The sequence below is a fragment of the Curtobacterium sp. MWU13-2055 genome, assembly GCF_023242305.1.
Classification (GTDB): Bacteria; Actinomycetota; Actinomycetes; order Actinomycetales; family Microbacteriaceae; genus Curtobacterium.
This window is the reverse complement of the sequence record NZ_JALLIO010000008.1, coordinates 81,557-100,029: the sequence shown is the minus strand read 5'-3', so window position 1 is coordinate 100,029 and position 18,473 is coordinate 81,557. Positions and strand designations below refer to the sequence as shown.

Below are 18,473 nucleotides of genomic sequence, written 5' to 3'. Positions count from 1 at the left end.
ACCTGAGCATCCGTCACAGGGCCGCGACCCACTCGTCCGTGCCGTCGGTGAACCGCTGGTGCTTCCAGATCGGGACTCGCTCCTTCACCAGGTCGACCAGCTCCCCGCACGCTGCGAACGCCTGCGCCCGGTGCGACGACGCCACCGCTGCGGCGAGCGCCACGTCCCCGATGCCGAGCGACCCGACGCGGTGCAGCACGGCGATCCGGACGTCGGGGTGGGCGTCGGCGACGGTGCGGGCGACCTCGGCGATGACGTCGCCGGCGCTGGGGTGCCGCTCGTAGTCGAGCGCGGTGACGCCCTTGCCGCCGTCGTGGTCGCGGACGACGCCGGCGAACGTGACGACCGCGCCGTCCTGGTCGGTGGCGACGACGGCGGAGACCTCGTCGACGGTGATCCCCCGGTCGACGACGTCGGCGAGGACGACGCTCGCATCCGGTGCCGGGGTCGGGGCCGGCGACGCGGTCATGACGCGCTCCGCGGCGCGTGGCCCTCGCCGTGCACCTGCGCGAGCACGTGCTCTACCAGCCCGTCGAGCACGGCCAGTCCATCCGCCACCCCGCCGCGCGACCCGGGCAGCGTGACGATCAGGGATCCGCCGGTGCTGATGCCGGCGATGCCGCGGCTCAGCAGTGCGGTCGGACCGGCCCCCGCGAGCCCGCGACGACGGACCTCTTCGAGGACACCGGGCAGCTCCAGGTCGATGAGGGGCGCGACGGCCTCGGGCGTCCGGTCGGTCGGGGTGACGCCGGTGCCCCCGGTCGTGATGACGATCCGGGCCCCGGCGAGCAGTTCGGCGGTCACGGTCTCGGTGATCGCCCCGCCGTCGGGGACGATCACGGGCTCGGCGACGGTGAAGTCCCGCTCGCGCAGCCACCCCGCGATGACGGGCCCGGTGCGGTCGAGTGCCGGATCGACGGCTGCCTGCGTGGACACCACCACAACGGCGGCACGGCCCCTGGTCGGCTGCGAGGTCATCGGTTGCTCCAGTCTCCGGACCGACCGCCGTGCTTCTCGAGCACTCGGACGTCCGTGATCGAGGCCGCCCGGTCGACGGCCTTCACCATGTCGTACACGGTCAGCGCGGCGACGCTCGCGCCGGTCAGCGCTTCCATCTCGACGCCGGTGCGCGAGGTCGTGCGGACCGAGACCTCGATCAGCACGCGGTCGTCGGCGCCGGTGATGTCGACCTGCACCCCGGCGATGGGGAGCGGGTGGCAGAGCGGGATGAGGTCGGAGGTCTTCTTCACGGCCATGATCGCGGCGATGCGGGCGGTGCCGATGACCTCGCCCTTCGGCAGGGAGCCGTCGAGGATGCGGGCGACGACGTCGGGCCGGGTGACGAGTGTGGCGGTGGCGGTCGCCGAGCGGTCGGTGACGTCCTTCGCGGACACGTCGACCATGTGCGCGGACCCGTCGGCGCGCACGTGCGACAGCTCGGCCGCGTCGGACGGATCGACCTGATCGGACGTGTCGGCGGGTTCGGTCATCGGAGGCTCCAGACGGTCAGGACGTCACCGGGTTCGACGGCGTCGACCCCCACCGGGACGTGCACGAGGTGCGTGGCGGCGGCGTAGTGCGCGAGCAGGTGGGAACTCGGGCCGCCCACGAAGTGGACGACCCCGTCGGCCACCCGGCCACGCCGCACCTGGTGCTTGCCACCCGGTGACTGCGCAGCCGAAGCAGCGGGCAGGTGCAGCACGGGGCGGTCGGCCGGCAGCCCGACGAGGGGCGCGAGCAGCGGACGGAGGAAGACCTCGAACGAGACGAGCGCCGACACCGGGTTGCCGGGGAACGACACCACCGGCACCGGTCGACCGGCGAGCTCCACGCTGCCGAACGCCTGCGGCCCGCCGGGCTGCATCGCGACCGGGGTCACGGCGAGCCCGCGGGGTTCGAGTGCCTGCCGCACGACCTCGTACGCGCCCGCACTGATGCCCCCGGTGGTGAGCACGAGGTCGGCCCAGTCCCCCACGGCGTCGTCGAGCTCGGTGACGAACGCGTCGACGTCGTCGGGGACCCGGACCGTGCGGGACGAAGCACCGATCTCGGCGAGCGCCGCCTGCAGCGCGATGCCGTTCGCGTCGCCGATCGTCGCCGCGTCGGTGTCGGCTCCCTGCAGCTCGGACCCCGTCGAGACCACGAGCACCCGCAGTGGTCGACGAACCTGCACGGTGGACACTCCAGCGGCTGCGAGCGCACCGAGCAGGGCGGGGGTGATCGGCGCTCCGGTCGGAGCGATGGATGCACCGAGGGCCAGGTCGCTGCCGGTCGCCCGCACGAAGGTGCCCGGCACGAGGTCAGCGGGCACCGTGACGTGCCCCAGGTCGAGCGCAGCCGGGAAGGACCCCGGCGACGTGGCCTCCACCGGGAAGACGGCATCGGCGCCGTCGGGGATCCGCGCGCCGGTCATGATCGGTGCCGCTGTGCCGGCGGAGAGCGGTGCGGGGACGACCCCGGCGGGGATGGGCGCGACGACCCGGACGTCCTGTCCGGCATCGGCCACCCGGACCGCGAAGCCGTCCATCTGGCTGTTGTCGAAGGGCGGCAACGGGACCGGTGAGGCGACGGGTGCAGCGAGCACGCGGTGCCCGTGACCGGCACGGCCGTCGACGGCCAGGTCGTCGATCCGCCACGACGCACCCCCGAGGCCCGCCAAGACCGGCGCGAGCAGCGCCGCCAGGTCGTCGCGGTGCTGACCGATCGTTCGCACAGGTGCCTCCGAACAGGGATGGTGTCGCCGCTCCCGGTTCGTCCGGGGCCGGCGTCAGTAGCGTATCCAGCGCGCAGACCGCGCCGACGACCTTTCGGAGGACCTGTGGAGAACGACGAAGCCGTGACGATCGGTGTCATCGGGGGCTCCGGCCTCTACCAGCTGTTCGAGGAGGGGACCGCCGAGGAGCTGGACGTGCCGACGCCGTTCGGCCCGACGTCGAGCCCGATCAGCATCGGCACGATGTCCGGCCGTCGGGTCGCGTTCCTCACCCGGCACGGTCGTGAGCACTCCGTCGCGCCGCACCGCATCAACCACCGCGCGAACCTCTGGGCGCTCCGCTCCCTGGGCGTCCGGGCGATCGTGTCCTCGAGCGCCGTCGGTGGTCTGCACCCCGACTACGCCCCGGGCACCTTCGTCGTGACCGACCAGCTCATCGACCGCACCTTCGGCCGCGCGGACACGTTCTTCGAGGAGGACGTCCAGCACCTGTCGTTCGCCGACCCGTTCGACCCGACGCTGCGCCGCGCGGCCGTCGACGCGATCGCAGCACTCGATGTGCCGTTCCGTCCGACCGGCACGTGCGTGGTCATCCAGGGCCCCCGCTTCTCGACGCGCGCCGAGTCCGTCTGGCTGCGCGAGGCCGGCGGCCACACCATCAACATGACGATGACCCCCGAGGTCCCGCTCGCCGCCGAGCTCGGCATCGCGACCGTCAACCTGTCGTTCGTCACCGACGCCGACGCCGGCCTGGCCCCGACGGAGGACGAAGCCGCAGCCGCAGCCGCCCACGCGGCCACGGCGGACGCAGCGGCCACGGCGGGCACAGCGGCCACGGGCGACGCAGCCGACGACGCCGGCGCACCCGTCACCCACGCCCTCGTGATGGAGCGTCTCGCCCGCGCCAACGAGGTGATCGTCCGCGCCATCGGCGGGATCGTCGGCGCGATCCCCGCCGACTTCACGCCGCGCGAACTCGTCCCGGCGAGCGCCAGCGCCAGCATCATGCAGACCCAGCCCACCGCCGCGACCACGGGACCCACCGCATGACCCGCCTGCTCGTCACCGGCGGCGCCGGCTTCATCGGGTCCGCGATCGTCCGCCGCGCGCTGGCCGACGGCCACGAGGTCCGCGTCCTCGACTCCCTCCGCGACGACGTCCACGGCGACGCCGGCGAGGTCGTGCGGGCCCACCAGCAGCGGGGCATCGAGTTCGTGCACGGCGACGTCCGCGACCGGGTCTCGCTCGACGCCGCGCTCGACGGCGTCGACGTGGTCTGCCACCAGGCCGCCAAGGTCGGCCTCGGCGTCGACTTCCAGGACGCCCCCGACTACGTCTCGTCGAACGACGCCGGCACCGCTCACGTCCTCGCCGGCATGGACCGGCACGACATCGGCCGACTCGTCGTCGCGAGCTCGATGGTCGTCTACGGCGAGGGCGCCTACACGACGTCCGACGGCGAGCCCGTCCGTCCGCCGGCTCGCCGCCGCGAGGACCTCGGCGCCGGTCGCTTCGACCCGATCGGCGCGGACGGCCACCCCCTGCTGCCCGGACTGATCGACGAGTCCGCCGCGCTCGACCCCCGCAACGTGTACGCGCAGACGAAGGTCGCGCAGGAGCACCTGGCCTCGAGCTGGGCGCGCGCGACGGGCGGGCGCGCGATCGCGCTCCGCTACCACAACGTCTACGGACCGGGCATGCCCGCGAACACCCCCTACGCCGGTGTCGCATCACTGTTCCGCTCGGCACTGGCCCGTGGCGAGGCCCCACGCGTCTTCGAGGACGGTGCCCAGCGCCGAGACTTCGTGCACGTCGACGACGTCGCCGGAGCGAACGCCGCCTCCATCGCCGCGACCGCCGACCTGCCCGCCGACTCGTTCCGCGCGTACAACGTCGGGTCCGGCGTCGTGCACACGATCGGCGACATGGCCGCGGCGATCGCGGGCCCCGACGGCCCCCAGCCGGTCGTCACGGGCGAGTACCGCCTGGGCGACGTCCGCCACGTCACGGCGAGCTCGGACCGCATCGCCGCCGAGCTCGGCTGGCGCGCCGAGGTCGACTTCGAAGCAGGCATGCGCGACTTCGCGACGGCACCGCTCCGCAGCGCCGTCCAGTAGCCCCACTTCGTGAGCAGGAATGGTCCGGTCACCGGACGAGACCCGACCATTTCTGCTCACGAAGCGCGTGCACCCCGCGCCCCGCGCCCAGCGCGACCACACGCCGGGCGTGACCCGACACGAACGCCCGCCACGGGCCTCCCGTCCGCTTGTCCCCCGTTCTGGGGACCCCGCCCCGAAACAGTGCGCTGACTGACCATCGGGTACAGATTTCCTGTACCCCGACGCGCGTCGTCGTGTTACGTCGAGTGCATGACAGGACACACCCGTCGATCTGACGACCGGCACCGAATGACGGACATGAGTGTCGACGTCATCCTCCCGTGCCTCGACGAGGCCGATGCCCTGCCGAAGGTGATCGCTCGCCTTCCGGAGGGCTACCGCGCGATCGTGGTGGACAACGGCTCGACCGACGGTTCCGCCGACGTCGCCCGCGCCCACGGCGCCCTCGTCGTCACGGAACCGGTGAAGGGCTTCGGCTCCGCCTGCGCCGCGGGCGTCGCGGCCGCCACCGCCGACTTCGTCGCCTTCTGCGATGCGGACGCCTCGATGGACCCCGCCGAACTGCCGCCGCTCGTCGACCGCGTCGCGAGCGGCCGCGTCGACCTGGCGCTCGGCCGACGTGTCCCGACGAGCAAGGGCGCGTGGGCGCCGCACGCACGGTTCGCGAACCGCGTCCTCGCTGTCCTGATGCACCGTGCGACCGGCTACCGCCTGCGCGACCTCGGCCCGATGCGCGTCATGCGCCGCGAGGACCTCGTCGCCCTGGACCTGCAGGACCGCCGCAGCGGCTACCCGCTCGAGATGGTCCTGGCCGCGCACGCGGCCGGCTGGCGCGTCGACGAGTCCGACATCGGCTACGCGCAGCGCATCGGCGACAGCAAGGTGACCGGGACGCTCCGCGGCACGATCAACGCGGTCCGCGACATGACCCGCCTGCTGCGCGCGTACCGCCGGGAGGCCCGTGTCCGGGTCGTCGCACCGGCGTCCGTCCGCCACGTGTCCGGCTCCACCGTCGCGACCGGTTCCACGGCACGGCCCGACTCCGCACCCGTCACCGCCTCGGTCGAGGGGACGCGCGCATGATCGCCGGCATCACCGTGGCCGTGGTCGCGAAGGAGTGCCTGCCCGGCAAGGTGAAGACCCGCCTGACCCCGGCGCTCTCCCCCGAGGGCGCCGCCCGTGTGGCGTCCGCGAGCCTCGCCGACACCCTGTCGACCGTCCGCGCCCTGCCCGCCGAGCGCCGCGTGCTGTTCTTCGACGGCGACGTCGTCCCGGAGTCGGCCGAGGGCTTCGACGTCCTCCACCAGCCCGGCGGCGGACTCGACGAGCGCCTCGGGTTCCTGTTCGACGCGATCGACGGCCCGTTGCTGCTCGTCGGGATGGACACCCCGCAGGTGTCCACCGACGCGCTCGCCCGGGTGTTCGACCAGCCCGAGCGCGACGCGTGGTTCGGCCCCGCCGAGGACGGCGGCTTCTGGTCGCTCTACCTGCAGGCCCCGACCGGCGACCTGCTCCGCGGCGTCCCGATGTCGCAGGACGACACCGGCGCCGTCCAGCTCGCACGTCTGACCGACGCCGGCCTGGACGTCGGGATCCTCGGCGAGCTGCTCGACGTCGACACGATGCCCGACGCCGAACGCGTCGCCGAACTCGCGCCGGACTCCGGCTTCACCCAGGCACTCCGTGCCGAGACCGCGGGGAGTCTCCGATGACCATGCACGCACCCGTCTCCTTCGGCGCCGGCGGCGGCGAGCCCTACGCCCGGGCACTGCGCTCGGACGGACGGCTCCGGCTGACCGACCCGGACCGCCCCGACGTCGTCACGACGATGGACGTCGGCCGGTGGAGCGCCGCGGCCGACCGGGTCGACCGCTCGCTGCTCGACGACGCCGACGGCCCCGTGATCGACATCGGCTGCGGCCCCGGGCGGATGCTCGTCGCCGCGCGCAACCGCGGCATCCCCGCACTCGGCGTGGACGTCTCCGCCGAGGCCGTGGCGATCGCCCAGCGGTCCGGTGGCACCGCGATCCAGGGGTCGGTGTTCGACGCGGTCCCCGACGAGGGGCACTGGGACACCGCCCTGGTCATCGACGGCAACATCGGCATCGGTGGCGACCCCGCCGCCCTGCTCGAGCGCTGCGCCGAGATCGTCCGCGCCGGTGGCCGGGTGATCGTCGAGACGAACCCCGACCCGCTGGCCGACCGGGTGTACACCGCCCGCGTGGTGGACGCCGACGGCCACGAGAGCGCCGGGTTCCCCTGGGCCGAGGTCGGACTCGACGCGCTGCACCGGCACGCGGCAGACGCCGGCCTCGTGGCGCGGCAGAGTTGGACGGTCGCGGGCCGGAGCTTCTGCGAGCTCATGGCCTGATCACGCACGTTCGTGCACTTGTTTTGCATCATGCAAGACAGTCACGTACGGTCGAGCACATGACGAACAGCACCTTCCCGCTCGGCGGCACCTTCGTGTCCGGACTCCGCGGCCGTGACGAGCGCGGGTCCTTCACGGGCACCCGCTCCACCGACTCGGTCGGCACCTACACGGGCGCGCCGATCACCGGACGCCTCGGGCGCTTCACCGACGTGCAGCGGTCGCGTCCCGGCACCTGGACCGCCTCCACCCGCACGGCCACCGGCTCGTTCCGCACGGCGACCGGCTCCTTCCGCACCGCCTGAGCCGTGCCGTCGCCCCGGTCGGCGGACACGGCTCCGGCCGCGCTCTGCGGCCCGGGCTGTGCGCCGGCCGGACGCGTCCGGGTGCGCGATGCCAGGATGGACCCATGAACGACCGCGCCGGCACCCCCGCGACCGCAGACGACCTCGTCGACATCGACGCGCTCGTCGCCGCCTACTACGACCGAGTGCCCGATGTCTCCGTCGCCGAGCAGCAGGTCGTGTTCGGCACCTCCGGCCACCGCGGCTCCTCGCTCGACTCCGCCTTCAACGACACCCACATCGCCGCGATCACGCAGGCGATCGTCGAGTACCGGCAGTCGCAGGGCACCGACGGCCCGCTCTTCATCGGGCGCGACACCCACGCCCTGTCCGGCCCCGCCGAGCGGACCGCGCTCGAGGTCCTGGCAGCGAACGGCGTGCACGTCCTGGCCGACAGCGACAACGGCTACGTGCCGACCCCGGCGTTGAGCCACGCGATCATCCGCTACAACCGCGCCGGCAACCCCGACACGGCGGACGGCATCGTCATCACGCCGAGCCACAACCCGCCCCGCGACGGCGGCTTCAAGTACAACCCGCCGCACGGCGGCCCCGCCGACAGCGACGCCACGAGCTGGATCGCCAACCGAGCGAACGCGATCATCGAGGGCGGCAACACCGAGGTGCAGCGCACCGAGCACGCCACCCCCGACCGCTACGACTTCCTGCACACCTACGTCGCCGACCTCGAGAACATCATCGACATCGCCGCGATCAAGCGTGCCGGGGTGAAGATCGGCGCCGACCCGCTCGGTGGTGCATCGCTGCCGTACTGGAACCTCATCCGCGACCACTACGGCCTCGACCTGACCGTCGTGAACCCGGACGTCGACCCGACCTGGTCGTTCATGACGCTCGACTGGGACGGCAAGATCCGGATGGACCCGTCGAGCCCCTCGGCGATGGCCTCGGTCCTGGCGCACAAGGACGAGTTCGACGTCCTCACGGGCAACGACGCCGACTCCGACCGGCACGGCATCGTCACGCCCGACGGCGGCCTGATGAACCCGAACCACTACCTCGCCGTCGCGATCGAGTACCTCTACGCACACCGTCCGGCGTGGCGCGACGACGCCGCCATCGGCAAGACCCTGGTGTCGTCGAGCATCATCGACCGCGTCGCCGAGTCGCTCGGGCGCCGTCTGTGGGAGGTCCCGGTCGGCTTCAAGTGGTTCGTGCCCGGCCTGATCGACGGCTCCGTCGCCTTCGGTGGCGAAGAGTCCGCCGGAGCGTCGTTCCTGCGCACCGACGGCACGGCGTGGACCACCGACAAGGACGGCATCATCCTGGCGCTCCTGGCGTCCGAGATCGTCGCCGTCACCGGCAAGACGCCCTCGCAGCTGTACGTCGAGCTGACCGAGCGCTTCGGCGACCCGGTCTACCAGCGCGTCGACGCCGCGGCCTCGAAGGAGCAGAAGGCACGCCTGTCGAAGCTCGACGGCGACGCCATCACCGCCGAGACCCTGGCGGGCGACCCGATCACCGCGAAGCTGTCGAAGGCCCCCGGCAACGACGCGGCCGTCGGCGGCGTCAAGGTCGTCACCGACAACGCCTGGTTCGCCGCACGGCCGTCCGGCACCGAGGACGTCTACAAGATCTACGCCGAGAGCTTCGTCGGGCAGGAGCACCTGGAGCAGGTGCAGCGCGAGGCCAAGGAGATCGTGGACGCCGCACTCGGCGCCTAGTCGGTCACCCGCAGGACCCGCACTGGCGGCGGTCGAGGATCAGTCCTCGGCCGCCGCCAGTGCCAGTTCGCAGAACATCGCGTCGGCCCACGAGAACCACGGGCGCGAGAACTGCGCCGGGTCCTCGACGTCGAACGACTCGTGCATGTCGCCGGTCCCGCCGTCGGTCGCCACGAGCACGTCGAGCAGCTCCCGGCGACGCGCCGGCGACCCGGAAACCAGCCCCTCGACCGCCAGGGCGATCGGCCACACCCGCTGCGGCAACGTGTGCGGGCTGCCGACGCCGGCCGCCGCGGTGCCGCTGAACCAGTACGGGTTCGCCGGTGACAGCACGAAGTCCCGCGTCGCCGCCCACACCGAGTCGTCGAGCACCGACGGCGCCGACAACGGCAGGGACAGCAGCGACGGGGTGTTCGCGTCGTCCATGAGCAGCACGCCGCCCAGCCCGTCGACCTCGTAGGCGTAGACGTCCTCCCCCGCGGGCCCGGGCACGACGCCGTGCTGCCGGACGCCGTCCAGGATGCTCGCGCGCAGCACGTCGGCGTCGTCCGCCAGGCCGGTGTCGGACCAGACGTCACGCGCGATGGCGGCGACGGCGAGCAGCGCCTCGGCGGCGAACAGGTTCGCCGGCACGATGTAGCCGTACGTGCAGGCGTCGTCCGACGGGCGGAACCCGCACCACGTCATGCCCGTCACCGCGACCGGGGTGCCGCGGCCGTCGCGCGCGAGGGTCTCGGTCGGGATGGCCCCGTCGCGCACGAACCGGTAGCCCGAGGCGTCGTGGTCCTGTTCGGTCCGCCACTGCGCCACGATCGTGCGGAACGCCCGATGGGCCCGCTCGTCGAGCACCGCGGTCGACCCGGTCGCCCGCCACAGCGCGTACGCGAAGGTCACCGGGTACGCCAGGCTGTCGACCTCGTACTTCTGCTCCCACACCAGCGGGTCGGCGTTCAGGTCGTCCGGGTCGTAGTGCGCGCCGTTCGGCTCGCGGTTGAACGAGTTCGCGTAGGGGTCGTGCTCGATCAGCCGGAACTGCCGCCGCACGACCGCCCAGAGCAGGTCCGCGAGCGCCGGGTCGTCCGCCGCGAACCGCAGGTACGGCGTCATCTGCGTCGTCGAGTCGCGGAGCCACATCGCCGGGATGTCCCCCGTGATGACGAAGGCGCCGTCGTCGTCGAGCGAGATCGTGTCCCGCAGTGTCCGGACGAGCGCGCGCTCCACCCGGTCCCCGATCTCGGTGCCGACCGCGGCGCGGACCCGGTCGGCGGCCGCCACCAGCGTCGGCGTGATCTCCTCGAGCTGCGTCCGCGTCACGACACCCATCGCACTGACTCCTGTCCGTCGGTGACGCGGACGGTCCGCGTCGACCCGGGTGGATCGAGCACGTCGTCCGTCCAGCAGTCGAGTTCGAGCGGCCGTGCACCGAGCCGGAGACCAGCGTCCCACGTGCCGAGCGCATCGAGTCCGAGCGTGTACGCGGTGTCGACGGTCCCGCCAGCGGGCACGTCGACCGTCACCAGGGCGAGCAGTCGCCGTCGCCGCGGTCGGACACCGGTCTCCCGCCGCCGCCCCCACAGGGGCGCCGACACCCGACGGGGCGCGTCCGACCTGTTGCGCACCGTCACCGGGACGGTCACCGTCCCCCCGGCCAGGAGGCGCACAGCAGTCACCGCGTCGCTCCCCTCCGCCAGGCGGACGTCCACCCCGTCGCCCGGCCCGGGTGCACCGGTCACGGTCGAGCGGCTGGTCACGTCGACGTAGCCGCGTGCCGTCTCGAGCCGCTCGTCGTGCGCCACCGGCAGGACGCCGTCGGCGCCGGGCCAGGTCGCGGGGAGCCGCCCCTCGGCCGGGGCGCCGAACAGCACGTCCGCGACGGCACGACCGCCGGAAGGCCCCGGGAACGGCACGACCAGCACGCTGTCGGCCAGGGCGAGCACCTCCGTCAGGACCCGCGGTCGACCGTCGACGACGACCGCGACGACCGGCAGACCGCTCTCGCGGGCGGCGCGGAGCACGTCGAGCTGCGCGTCGGGCACGGCGATCGAGGCCAGGTCGACCCCCTCGCCGTTCGTGGTGTCCGGAGCCGGACCGCTGACGGCGCCGTTGTCCTCGAAGCCGTCGTCGTACGCGCGACGACTCGACCCGCCGAGCACCACCATCGCCACGTCGGCGCCGAGGAGCGCCGTGCGGACCGCGAGGAGCCCGTCGGGGCCCGGCAGGGGCTGTCGGAGCCCGCTGCCCCGGGCGGTGCGGATCCGGGCGGGGCCGAGCCGGGCCTCCAGGGCGGAGCGGACGGTGGACGCACCGGGGTCGTCGGGCGGCCGCGGAGGTGAGTAGTCGCCGAGCAGTGCGTCGACGTCGTCGGCGTTCGGGCCGACCACGGCGACGACGGCGTCGGGTGCGATCGCGGGCAGCGCTCCGCCCAGGGCGACCACGGCGCGGTGAGCGGCACGTTCGGCGAGCGCGATGGTCGCGCGTTCCGGTGGCTCGGCGCGCGTCGCTGCTGGTGCTGGTGCTGGTGCTGGTGCTGGTGTCGTTGGTGGTGCTGGTGTCGGCGTCGCGAGCAGGCCGACGCGGCGCTTCAGGGCGAGCACGCGGTCCACCGCCTGGTCGAGGTCGTCGGTGCTGATCAGGCCCCGGTCCAGTGCCTCGTCGAGGTGCGTGTACGACTCGTCCCACAGGCTCAGGTCGACCCCGGCACGGAGCGCGAGCGCAGCCGCTGAGGCCGGATCGGGGGTGACGTCGCGCAGCCGGTCGATGGCGGTGCCGTCGGCCATCACGAGCCCGTCCCAGCCCCAGGTGTCGCGGATCGTGGTGGTGAGCAGGTCGCGGTTGCCGCAGCACGGCACCCCGTCGACGTCGTTGTACGCCGCCATGAAGCCGGCGACGTGTTCGCGTGCCGCGGCGAGCGCCGGCGGCAGGTGCACCTCGGCGAGCTCGCGGCGGCCGATCGGGGCGCCGGAACCGTTCCGCCCACCGATGCCGGCGCCCTGCCCGGCCAAGTGCTTCGCGACGACCGCGACGTGTCGGTCGTCGATCGGGCCCGGACCGCCGCCCTGCATGCCCCGGACGGTGGCGGCGACCATGATCGCGGCGAGCGCGGCGTCCTCGGACCAGCACTCCTCGCTCCGACCCCACCGGGGATCGCGCAGGACGTCGAGCCCGGAGACGAGGGCGACGTGGGTACCGCGGGCGCGGACCTCGGCGGCGACCGCGGCCGCGAGGTCCTCGACGAGCTGCTCGTCCATCGCGGCGCCGAGCGCGAGGTTCACCGGCACCGTCGTGCCACCGAGGGCCTGCAGCCCGTGCGGGACCTCTTCCACGAAGAGCGTCGGGACGCCGCCGTCGCTGTGCGCGACGACGTGGTCCTGCACGGCGGCGTAGGCCTCGGCGGAGCGTTCGGGTGGGATGCCGTTGCCCCAGTGCACGCCGGACCAGGGGTCGGCGCGGAGCACGCCGTAGACCGCGCCGATCCCGCCCCACCGGTCGACCTCGGCGCGCAGGACGTCGGTGATCCGCGGGCGGCCGTCGACCCAGCGGACGGCCTCCCAGCCCTTCAGTCGCTGGTTGAGCTGGCCGATGCGGGCGCGGACGTCGAGGCTGGTCGCGGTCTGGTGCTCGGTCATCCCTTGATCGCTCCGGAGACCAGGGCGCGCTGCATCTGGCGCTGCAGGATCGAGTAGACGAGGTACACCGGCAGCAGCGTGAACAGCGTGCCGGCCATGAGCATCCCGTAGTCGGTGCCGGCGTCGACCTTCAGCGTCGGGAGCGCCACCTGGATCGTCCGCTGCGCGGTGTCCGGCCCGATGAGCACCAGGGCGTAGAGGTACTCGTTCCAGAACGACAGGAAGTTCAGCAGCAGCACCGTGGCGATGCCCGGGATGCAGATCGGCAGGTACACCTGGCGCATCACCTGCCACGCCGAGGCACCGTCCATCGACGCGGCCTCCTCCAGCTCGCGCGGGATCGTCCGCATGAACTGCGTCAGGATCACGACGGCCAGGGGCATCGCGGTCGCCGGCAGCAGGAGCACGAGGAACGTCCGGGTGTGGAACAGCCCCATCCCGGCGGCGAGCAGGAACGTCGGGAACAGCGCCGCGAACGACGGGATGAGGAACCCGAGCGAGAACAGTCCCTCGACGATCCGTCCGGCGCGGCCGGTGGCCCGGGCGAGGGCGAACGACGCCGGCAGCGCGAGGACGAGGGTCAGCACGAGGGCCGCCACCGTCGTGATCGCCGAGTTCGCGATGGCCGGTCCGAGCGAGGCCTGGCGGATCGCCTCGGTGAAGTTCGACAGGTCCCACGACGCGGGCAGCGCCAACGGGGACTCGAAGATGCCGTCGTTGTCCTTGAACGACGACACCACGAAGTAGTAGAAGGGCAGGATCAGCAGGGCGGCGTAGATCCACGCCACGGTGCCGCTCGTGATGGAGCCGATCCGGTCACGCAGCCGGATGCCGGCGGTGGGTTTCGCCATGGTGGTCTCCCGGGGTCTGTCGGTCAGGGGCGGTCAGTGGGTCTTGCGCAGGACCCGGCGGATGACGAACATCCCGGCGAGTCCGAGCACGAACAGGACGACGCCGACGGCCTGGCTGTAGCCGAGGTCGGTGTCGACGAACGCCTTCTGGTACACGAGGTACGACAACGTCGTGGTCGCGGTGCCCGGGCCGCCCTGGGTCAGCAGGAGCACGTTCTGCGCCGAGCTGAAGAGCATCGACAGGAACTGCAGCATCGCCACCACCCCGATGAAGTCGCGGGCGATCGGCCAGTACACACCCCACGCCAGCCGCCACGATCCGGCGCCGTCCATCCGGGCGGCCTGCACGACCTCGGTGTCGACGCCGTCGAGCCGGCTCGCGATGAGCACCGCCGAGTACCCGATGCCGGCCCACAGGTCGACGACGATGAGCGCGCCGAGGGCGGTCGCGGGGTCGGCCAGCCAGGCCTTGCCGCCGATGCCGAGCGTCGCGAGCACCCCGTTGACCAGGCCGTCGGGATTGAGCATCGCGTAGAACATCATCGCCGTGGCCGGTGCCGAGATGAGCGCCGGGATGAAGAGCAGGTAGCGGAGCACCTTGTGCCCGCGCGGCTTCTGCACGACGTGGAAGGCGAGCAGGAACGCCAGCACGATCATGATCGGCAACCCCACCACGATCTGCACCGTGCTGTTCCGGACCGCGGCCCAGAACGTCTCGTCGGAGAACAGCACCCGGAAGTTGTCGAGCCCCGCGAACGTCGGCGAGACGAGCATGCCGGGCCAGCTCAGGAAGGCGATCACGATCATCGCGACGACCGGCCCGATCATGAACAGGCCGTACCAGACCAGCGCCGGGATCGCGAAGGTCGGGAAGCTGCCGCGGCTGCTGCCGACGGCGCGGGATCCGCGGCGGACAGGTCCGGGCGGGGTCGACGCCGACCGGACGGGTGGTTCCTCGACGAGCACTGCCATGGGGAGCTCCTTCTCGCAGGGTCGGGTGGGTCAGGCGGCCGTGTAGGCGCGCTCGAAGAGGTCGATGATGCGGTCGGCCGAGGTGCCCGAGCCGTACGCCAGGCTGGTCGCACGGATCATCGGCTCGTACGCCGAGTCGGGCACGAGCAGGTCGGGCAGCATCACCGGGGTGACCTGGTCGTCGGTGAGCTTCGACGCCTGGGCGACGAGCGGGAAGTCGCGGCTGACGGTGTCGGTGATCCGGCTCATGTCGCGGCCGGAGTCGAGGACGAACTCGGTCGTCACCGCCGACGAGTACAGGTACTGCACGAACGGCTTGATGAGGTCGAGCTTCGCCCGGCCGTTCTCGCTGATCCAGATGCCGTGCCCGTTGTAGCTCTTGATGACGCTCGGGTGCGCGATGGCCGCGTGCTGCGAGGGGACCGGCCAGCCGCCCACGGTGACCTCCTTCGCGCGTTCCTTCGACACCAGCGCCAGGGCGGAGGACATCGCGGGGACGATCGCGGCCTTGCGCGTGGTGAACTGCGTCAGTTCGGAGTCCGAGGTGAACCCCTGCACCGAGTCCACGAAGACCCCGGCGTCGCGGAGCTCGACGAAGTGCTCGACTCCGCGGACCGCACCGGCGCTCTCCGAGATCCTGCCCGTGGAGAAGACCTTCGCCGCTTCGTCCTGGGACACGAACCCCTGGATCACCTGCATGAGGAGCTTCTGCCCGCTCCAGTCCGACCCGCCGACGGTGACCGGCCCGATGCCGGCGGAGCGCAGGCGGTCGGCTGCGGCGATGAGCGCGTCCGAGGTCGTCGGGATCTCGCTGACTCCGGCCTGTTCGAGCAGCGCCGTGTTGAACGACACCGGCCAGTTCGTCCGGGTGAACGGGAACGCCCGGAGCCGGCCCTGGTCGTCGGTCCACTCCTCGATCGCCTCGGGGATGATCTTGTCGCGCAGATCCCACTCGTCGAGGTACCGGGAGACGTCGATCGTGGCGTCCTCACCCGTCCAGGACAACGTCCGCCCGACCATGTTCACGATCGCGACGTCGGCTTCCTTGCCGGCGAGGGAACTCGTCTCGAAGACGATCGGCAGGTCGGACCCGTTCGAGAGCAGGGCGACCTTGCGGTCCGTGCGGCGGCGGTAGGCGGCGACGACGTCCGTGAACGTCTGCGCACCCGCGACCGCGCCGCTGAGCTGGGTGTGCACGCTCAGCGTGCCGGGGCCGCTCGAGGCCGGGGTGAGGGCGCTGCACCCGGCCAGGATCGGCGCGAGGATGCCGGCGCCGAGCCCCGCTCCGATGAGGGTGCGCCTACTGATGCCGTCCGTCACGGTGCCTCCCTGGCAGTGGATGGTGGAGCGATCGCGATGCTTTTGGTACAGCGGTGTACTTCAGGTGACGAGCAACGTATACCGCTTTACACGAGGTGGTCAAGCCTCTACGCTCGACGGCATGAGCGACACCACCGCCGGAGCCGTCGACCGACGCCGCGTGACCATCGCGCAGGTCGCCAAGCGCGCCGGCGTCTCGACCTCGGCGGTCTCGCACGTGTTCAACGGGCGGCCGAACGTGTCCGCCGCCACCGCGGCCCGCATCCGCAAGGCCGCCGACGACCTGAACTGGCGACCGAACCTGGCGAGCCGCAAGCTCTCCGGCAACGCGGGTCACAGCCTGGGACTGGTCCTCGCCCGCTCACGCGACACCTTCCAGCGCGACCCGTTCACGATGCGGCTGATCGCCGGCCTGACCGAACCCCTCGCCGCGATCGGCTGGTCGCTGTCCGTCACCCTCGTGCAGGCCGACGACGAAGCCGCCGTCTACCGGCAGTGGTGGACCGAGCAGCGGGTAGACGGCTTCCTGCTCGTCGACGTCCGCACCGACGATCCCCGCATCCCGATGCTGCAGCACCTGGCGGCCCCGGCCGTCATGCTCGGCGCACCGATCGCCGGCAGCACCGTCCCGGCGGTCACGGTGGGCGACGCCGACGCGACCGAGTCCCTGCTGGACCACCTCGGTTCGCTCGGGCACCGCCGGATCGCCCGCGTCGGGGACGGCCCGGCGCTCGCGCACACCGGCGCCCGCGACGCCCGCTTCACCGCCGCAGCCGCGCGCCGGGGCGTGGACGCGCTCGTGCTCGGGTGGCGAGCCGACGCCGAGGACCCGGTTGCCGACCTGCTCGCCCGGCTGGACCGCGCCACGGCGATCGTCCTGGACGGCGAGGCGATCGCGGCCGAGGTGATCGCGCACGCCCCCGAGCTCGGCGTCCGCGTGCCCGAGGACCTGTCCGTCGTCGCGTGGGAGGACTCGTGGGTCTCGTCGATCGTGCGTCCGTCGCTGACCGCCCTGGACGCCCCCGTCGAGGAGTCCGCCCGCACCGCCGTCGCCCTGGTCGAACGACTCGTCCGGGGTGACGAGGTCACCGATGCCGAGGTCGGCGGGCGCGCCCTGCACGTCCGCGGCTCGACCGGCCCCGCCCCAGCCGTCGCCACCGTTCCCTGATCGAAGGAGACCGATGACCACCGCCACGCGCTTCGGCGTGAACTACGTGCCCTCGACCGACTGGATGTTCCAGTGGCAGTCGGTGGAGGAATCAGCGATCCGCCGCGACCTCGAGGCGATCGCCACCCTCGGCCTCGACCACGTCCGGCTGTTCCCGCTGTGGCCGACCCTGCAGCCGAACCGCACACTCATCCGCCGACGCGCCCTCGACGACGTGGCCCTGGTGGTCGACATCGCCGCCGAGTTCGGGCTGGACGCCAGTGTCGACGTCGTCCAGGGGCACATGTCCGGATTCGACTTCGTCCCCGCGTGGCTCGTGAACTGGCACGACGGCAACATGTTCACGGACCAGCCGGCGATCGACGCGCAGGCCGCCCTGGTCGCCGCCGTGTACGACGCGGTGCGCGACCGCCCGAACTTCACCGGGCTGACCCTGGGCAACGAGCTCAACCAGTTCCAGCCGCCGAACCCCGCCGCGATGCCCGCCGACACCGCGCAGGTGACGCACTGGCTCGAGTCCCTGCTCGGCGCACCCCGCGACAAGGACCCGCGGCACGTCGTCACGCACTCCGAGAACGACCACCTCTGGTACCGCGACGGCCACCCGTTCGTGCCGGCGCACGCCAGCCGGCTCGGCGACGTCACGACCGTGCACTCCTGGATCTTCAACGGGGTGGCCGGTCGGTACGGCGCACTCTCCGACGAGTCCGTCCGGCACGCCGAGTGGATGATCGAGCTCGCTCGCGCCTTCGCCACCGACCTCGAGCGGCCCGTCTGGCTGCAGGAGGTCGGGGCGCCCGACCGGCACCTCGCCGAGTCCGAGATGCCCGAGTTCCTCGAGCGCACGGTCGCGGCGGCCCTCACGACCGAGCGCCTGCACGCGGTCACGTGGTGGTGCTCCCACGACGTCTCCCGCGACCTGGGCGACTTCAAGGACCTGGAGTACTCGCTCGGTCTGCTCGACGTCGACAACCGCGTGAAGCCGCTCGGCCGGCGCTACGCCGAGGTCGTCGCCGACGCACGACGCTCCGCCCCGATCCCGACCCCGCGCACGAGTGCCGTGGTGGTCGACGTCGACGCAGCCGACCTGCCGATCCGTCGGGCGGACCTGGCACCGGGCGGCCCGGTCTTCGAGCGCTGGCACCGCCTGCGCGCCGCCGGCGAGGCCGTGACCGTCGTGACGAGCCGGACCGCAGCCGACCCCGCGGCGCTGGCGGCACGCGGTGTGACCCGGGTCGTGGAGACCGCAGCGGTCTGACGGGGCCGAGCCGGGCCTCCTGGCCGTGGACCGGGATCGTCACCG

Annotated in this window: 18 protein-coding genes; 9 read left to right on the top strand and 9 right to left on the bottom strand. The window is 72.6% G+C overall.

Annotation, left to right across the window (positions count from 1 at the left end):
- Positions 1-13 precede the first annotated feature (13 nt).
- From M4960_RS15525 to glp, 4 genes are read right to left on the bottom strand one after another with little or no spacing between them, the layout of a single operon-like run.
- Positions 14-469 carry a molybdenum cofactor biosynthesis protein MoaE gene (locus tag M4960_RS15525; protein ID WP_248704709.1) on the bottom strand — a complete coding sequence of 152 codons (456 nt, stop codon included), beginning with the start codon at positions 467-469 and terminating at the stop codon, positions 14-16.
- The gene (locus M4960_RS15520; protein WP_111085508.1) at positions 466-978 is read right to left on the bottom strand and encodes a molybdopterin-binding protein; all 513 of its coding nucleotides are present in this window, start codon (positions 976-978) and stop codon (positions 466-468) included. The genes M4960_RS15525 and M4960_RS15520 overlap by 4 nt, the downstream gene beginning before the upstream one ends.
- On the bottom strand, positions 975-1,490 hold the full coding sequence (gene moaC, locus M4960_RS15515; protein ID WP_308222018.1) for a cyclic pyranopterin monophosphate synthase MoaC: 516 nt from the start codon (positions 1,488-1,490) through the stop codon (positions 975-977). The genes M4960_RS15520 and moaC overlap by 4 nt, the downstream gene beginning before the upstream one ends.
- Positions 1,487-2,713 (bottom strand): gephyrin-like molybdotransferase Glp, encoded by a 1,227-nt coding sequence (gene glp / locus M4960_RS15510; RefSeq protein WP_248704708.1) that lies wholly within the window; start codon positions 2,711-2,713, stop codon positions 1,487-1,489. Before glp ends, moaC begins: the two co-directional genes overlap by 4 nt.
- Before the next feature lie 105 nt (positions 2,714-2,818).
- Between glp and M4960_RS15505 the strand changes: the two genes are divergently transcribed.
- The 7 genes from M4960_RS15505 to pgm all read left to right on the top strand — a co-directional run bounded on the left by M4960_RS15505 (position 2,819) and on the right by pgm (position 9,233).
- Positions 2,819-3,763, top strand: a complete 945-nt coding sequence (locus tag M4960_RS15505) for an MTAP family purine nucleoside phosphorylase (protein WP_248704707.1) — start codon at positions 2,819-2,821, stop codon at positions 3,761-3,763.
- A complete protein-coding gene (locus M4960_RS15500; RefSeq protein WP_248704706.1) occupies positions 3,760-4,830 on the top strand; it encodes an NAD(P)-dependent oxidoreductase in 1,071 nt (356 codons plus the stop codon). Before M4960_RS15505 ends, M4960_RS15500 begins: the two co-directional genes overlap by 4 nt.
- A gap of 300 nt (positions 4,831-5,130) precedes the next feature.
- On the top strand, positions 5,131-5,916 hold the full coding sequence (locus tag M4960_RS15495; RefSeq protein WP_308222017.1) for a glycosyltransferase family 2 protein: 786 nt from the start codon (positions 5,131-5,133) through the stop codon (positions 5,914-5,916).
- Positions 5,913-6,545 (top strand): DUF2064 domain-containing protein, encoded by a 633-nt coding sequence (locus M4960_RS15490; protein ID WP_248704704.1) that lies wholly within the window; start codon positions 5,913-5,915, stop codon positions 6,543-6,545. The genes M4960_RS15495 and M4960_RS15490 overlap by 4 nt, the downstream gene beginning before the upstream one ends.
- A complete protein-coding gene (locus M4960_RS15485) occupies positions 6,542-7,204 on the top strand; it encodes a class I SAM-dependent methyltransferase (protein ID WP_133938295.1) in 663 nt (220 codons plus the stop codon). Before M4960_RS15490 ends, M4960_RS15485 begins: the two co-directional genes overlap by 4 nt.
- A 59-nt stretch (positions 7,205-7,263) precedes the next feature.
- Complete coding sequence (locus tag M4960_RS15480; RefSeq protein WP_123293701.1) at positions 7,264-7,509, top strand: hypothetical protein; 246 nt, start codon at positions 7,264-7,266, stop codon at positions 7,507-7,509.
- Positions 7,510-7,613: 104 nt separating this feature from the next.
- Positions 7,614-9,233 carry a phosphoglucomutase (alpha-D-glucose-1,6-bisphosphate-dependent) gene (gene pgm / locus M4960_RS15475; RefSeq protein WP_248704703.1) on the top strand — a complete coding sequence of 540 codons (1,620 nt, stop codon included), beginning with the start codon at positions 7,614-7,616 and terminating at the stop codon, positions 9,231-9,233.
- Between the two features lie 39 nt (positions 9,234-9,272).
- Here the strand turns inward: pgm and M4960_RS15470 are convergent, their stop codons facing one another.
- Genes M4960_RS15470 through M4960_RS15450 form a run of 5 tightly spaced genes read right to left on the bottom strand, consistent with a single transcriptional unit; the run spans position 9,273 to position 16,002 of the window.
- Entirely contained in the window at positions 9,273-10,556 is a 1,284-nt protein-coding gene (locus tag M4960_RS15470; RefSeq protein ID WP_248704702.1) for a glycoside hydrolase family 125 protein, read from the bottom strand.
- The gene (locus M4960_RS15465) at positions 10,544-12,859 is read right to left on the bottom strand and encodes a glycoside hydrolase family 3 protein (RefSeq protein ID WP_248704701.1); all 2,316 of its coding nucleotides are present in this window, start codon (positions 12,857-12,859) and stop codon (positions 10,544-10,546) included. Before M4960_RS15465 ends, M4960_RS15470 begins: the two co-directional genes overlap by 13 nt.
- Positions 12,856-13,710 (bottom strand): carbohydrate ABC transporter permease, encoded by an 855-nt coding sequence (locus M4960_RS15460; RefSeq protein WP_123293697.1) that lies wholly within the window; start codon positions 13,708-13,710, stop codon positions 12,856-12,858. Before M4960_RS15460 ends, M4960_RS15465 begins: the two co-directional genes overlap by 4 nt.
- Before the next feature lie 33 nt (positions 13,711-13,743).
- Positions 13,744-14,682 (bottom strand): carbohydrate ABC transporter permease, encoded by a 939-nt coding sequence (locus M4960_RS15455; protein ID WP_248704700.1) that lies wholly within the window; start codon positions 14,680-14,682, stop codon positions 13,744-13,746.
- A 30-nt stretch (positions 14,683-14,712) separates the two neighbouring features.
- Complete coding sequence (locus M4960_RS15450) at positions 14,713-16,002, bottom strand: ABC transporter substrate-binding protein (RefSeq protein ID WP_248704699.1); 1,290 nt, start codon at positions 16,000-16,002, stop codon at positions 14,713-14,715.
- Positions 16,003-16,123: 121 nt separating this feature from the next.
- On the opposite strand from M4960_RS15450, the gene M4960_RS15445 reads away from it, so the two are divergent.
- Positions 16,124-17,170, top strand: coding sequence for a LacI family DNA-binding transcriptional regulator (locus M4960_RS15445; RefSeq protein WP_248704698.1), 1,047 nt, complete (start codon positions 16,124-16,126; stop codon positions 17,168-17,170).
- A 13-nt stretch (positions 17,171-17,183) separates the two neighbouring features.
- Complete coding sequence (locus M4960_RS15440) at positions 17,184-18,428, top strand: glycosyl hydrolase (protein ID WP_248704697.1); 1,245 nt, start codon at positions 17,184-17,186, stop codon at positions 18,426-18,428.
- Positions 18,429-18,473: the final 45 nt, after the last annotated feature.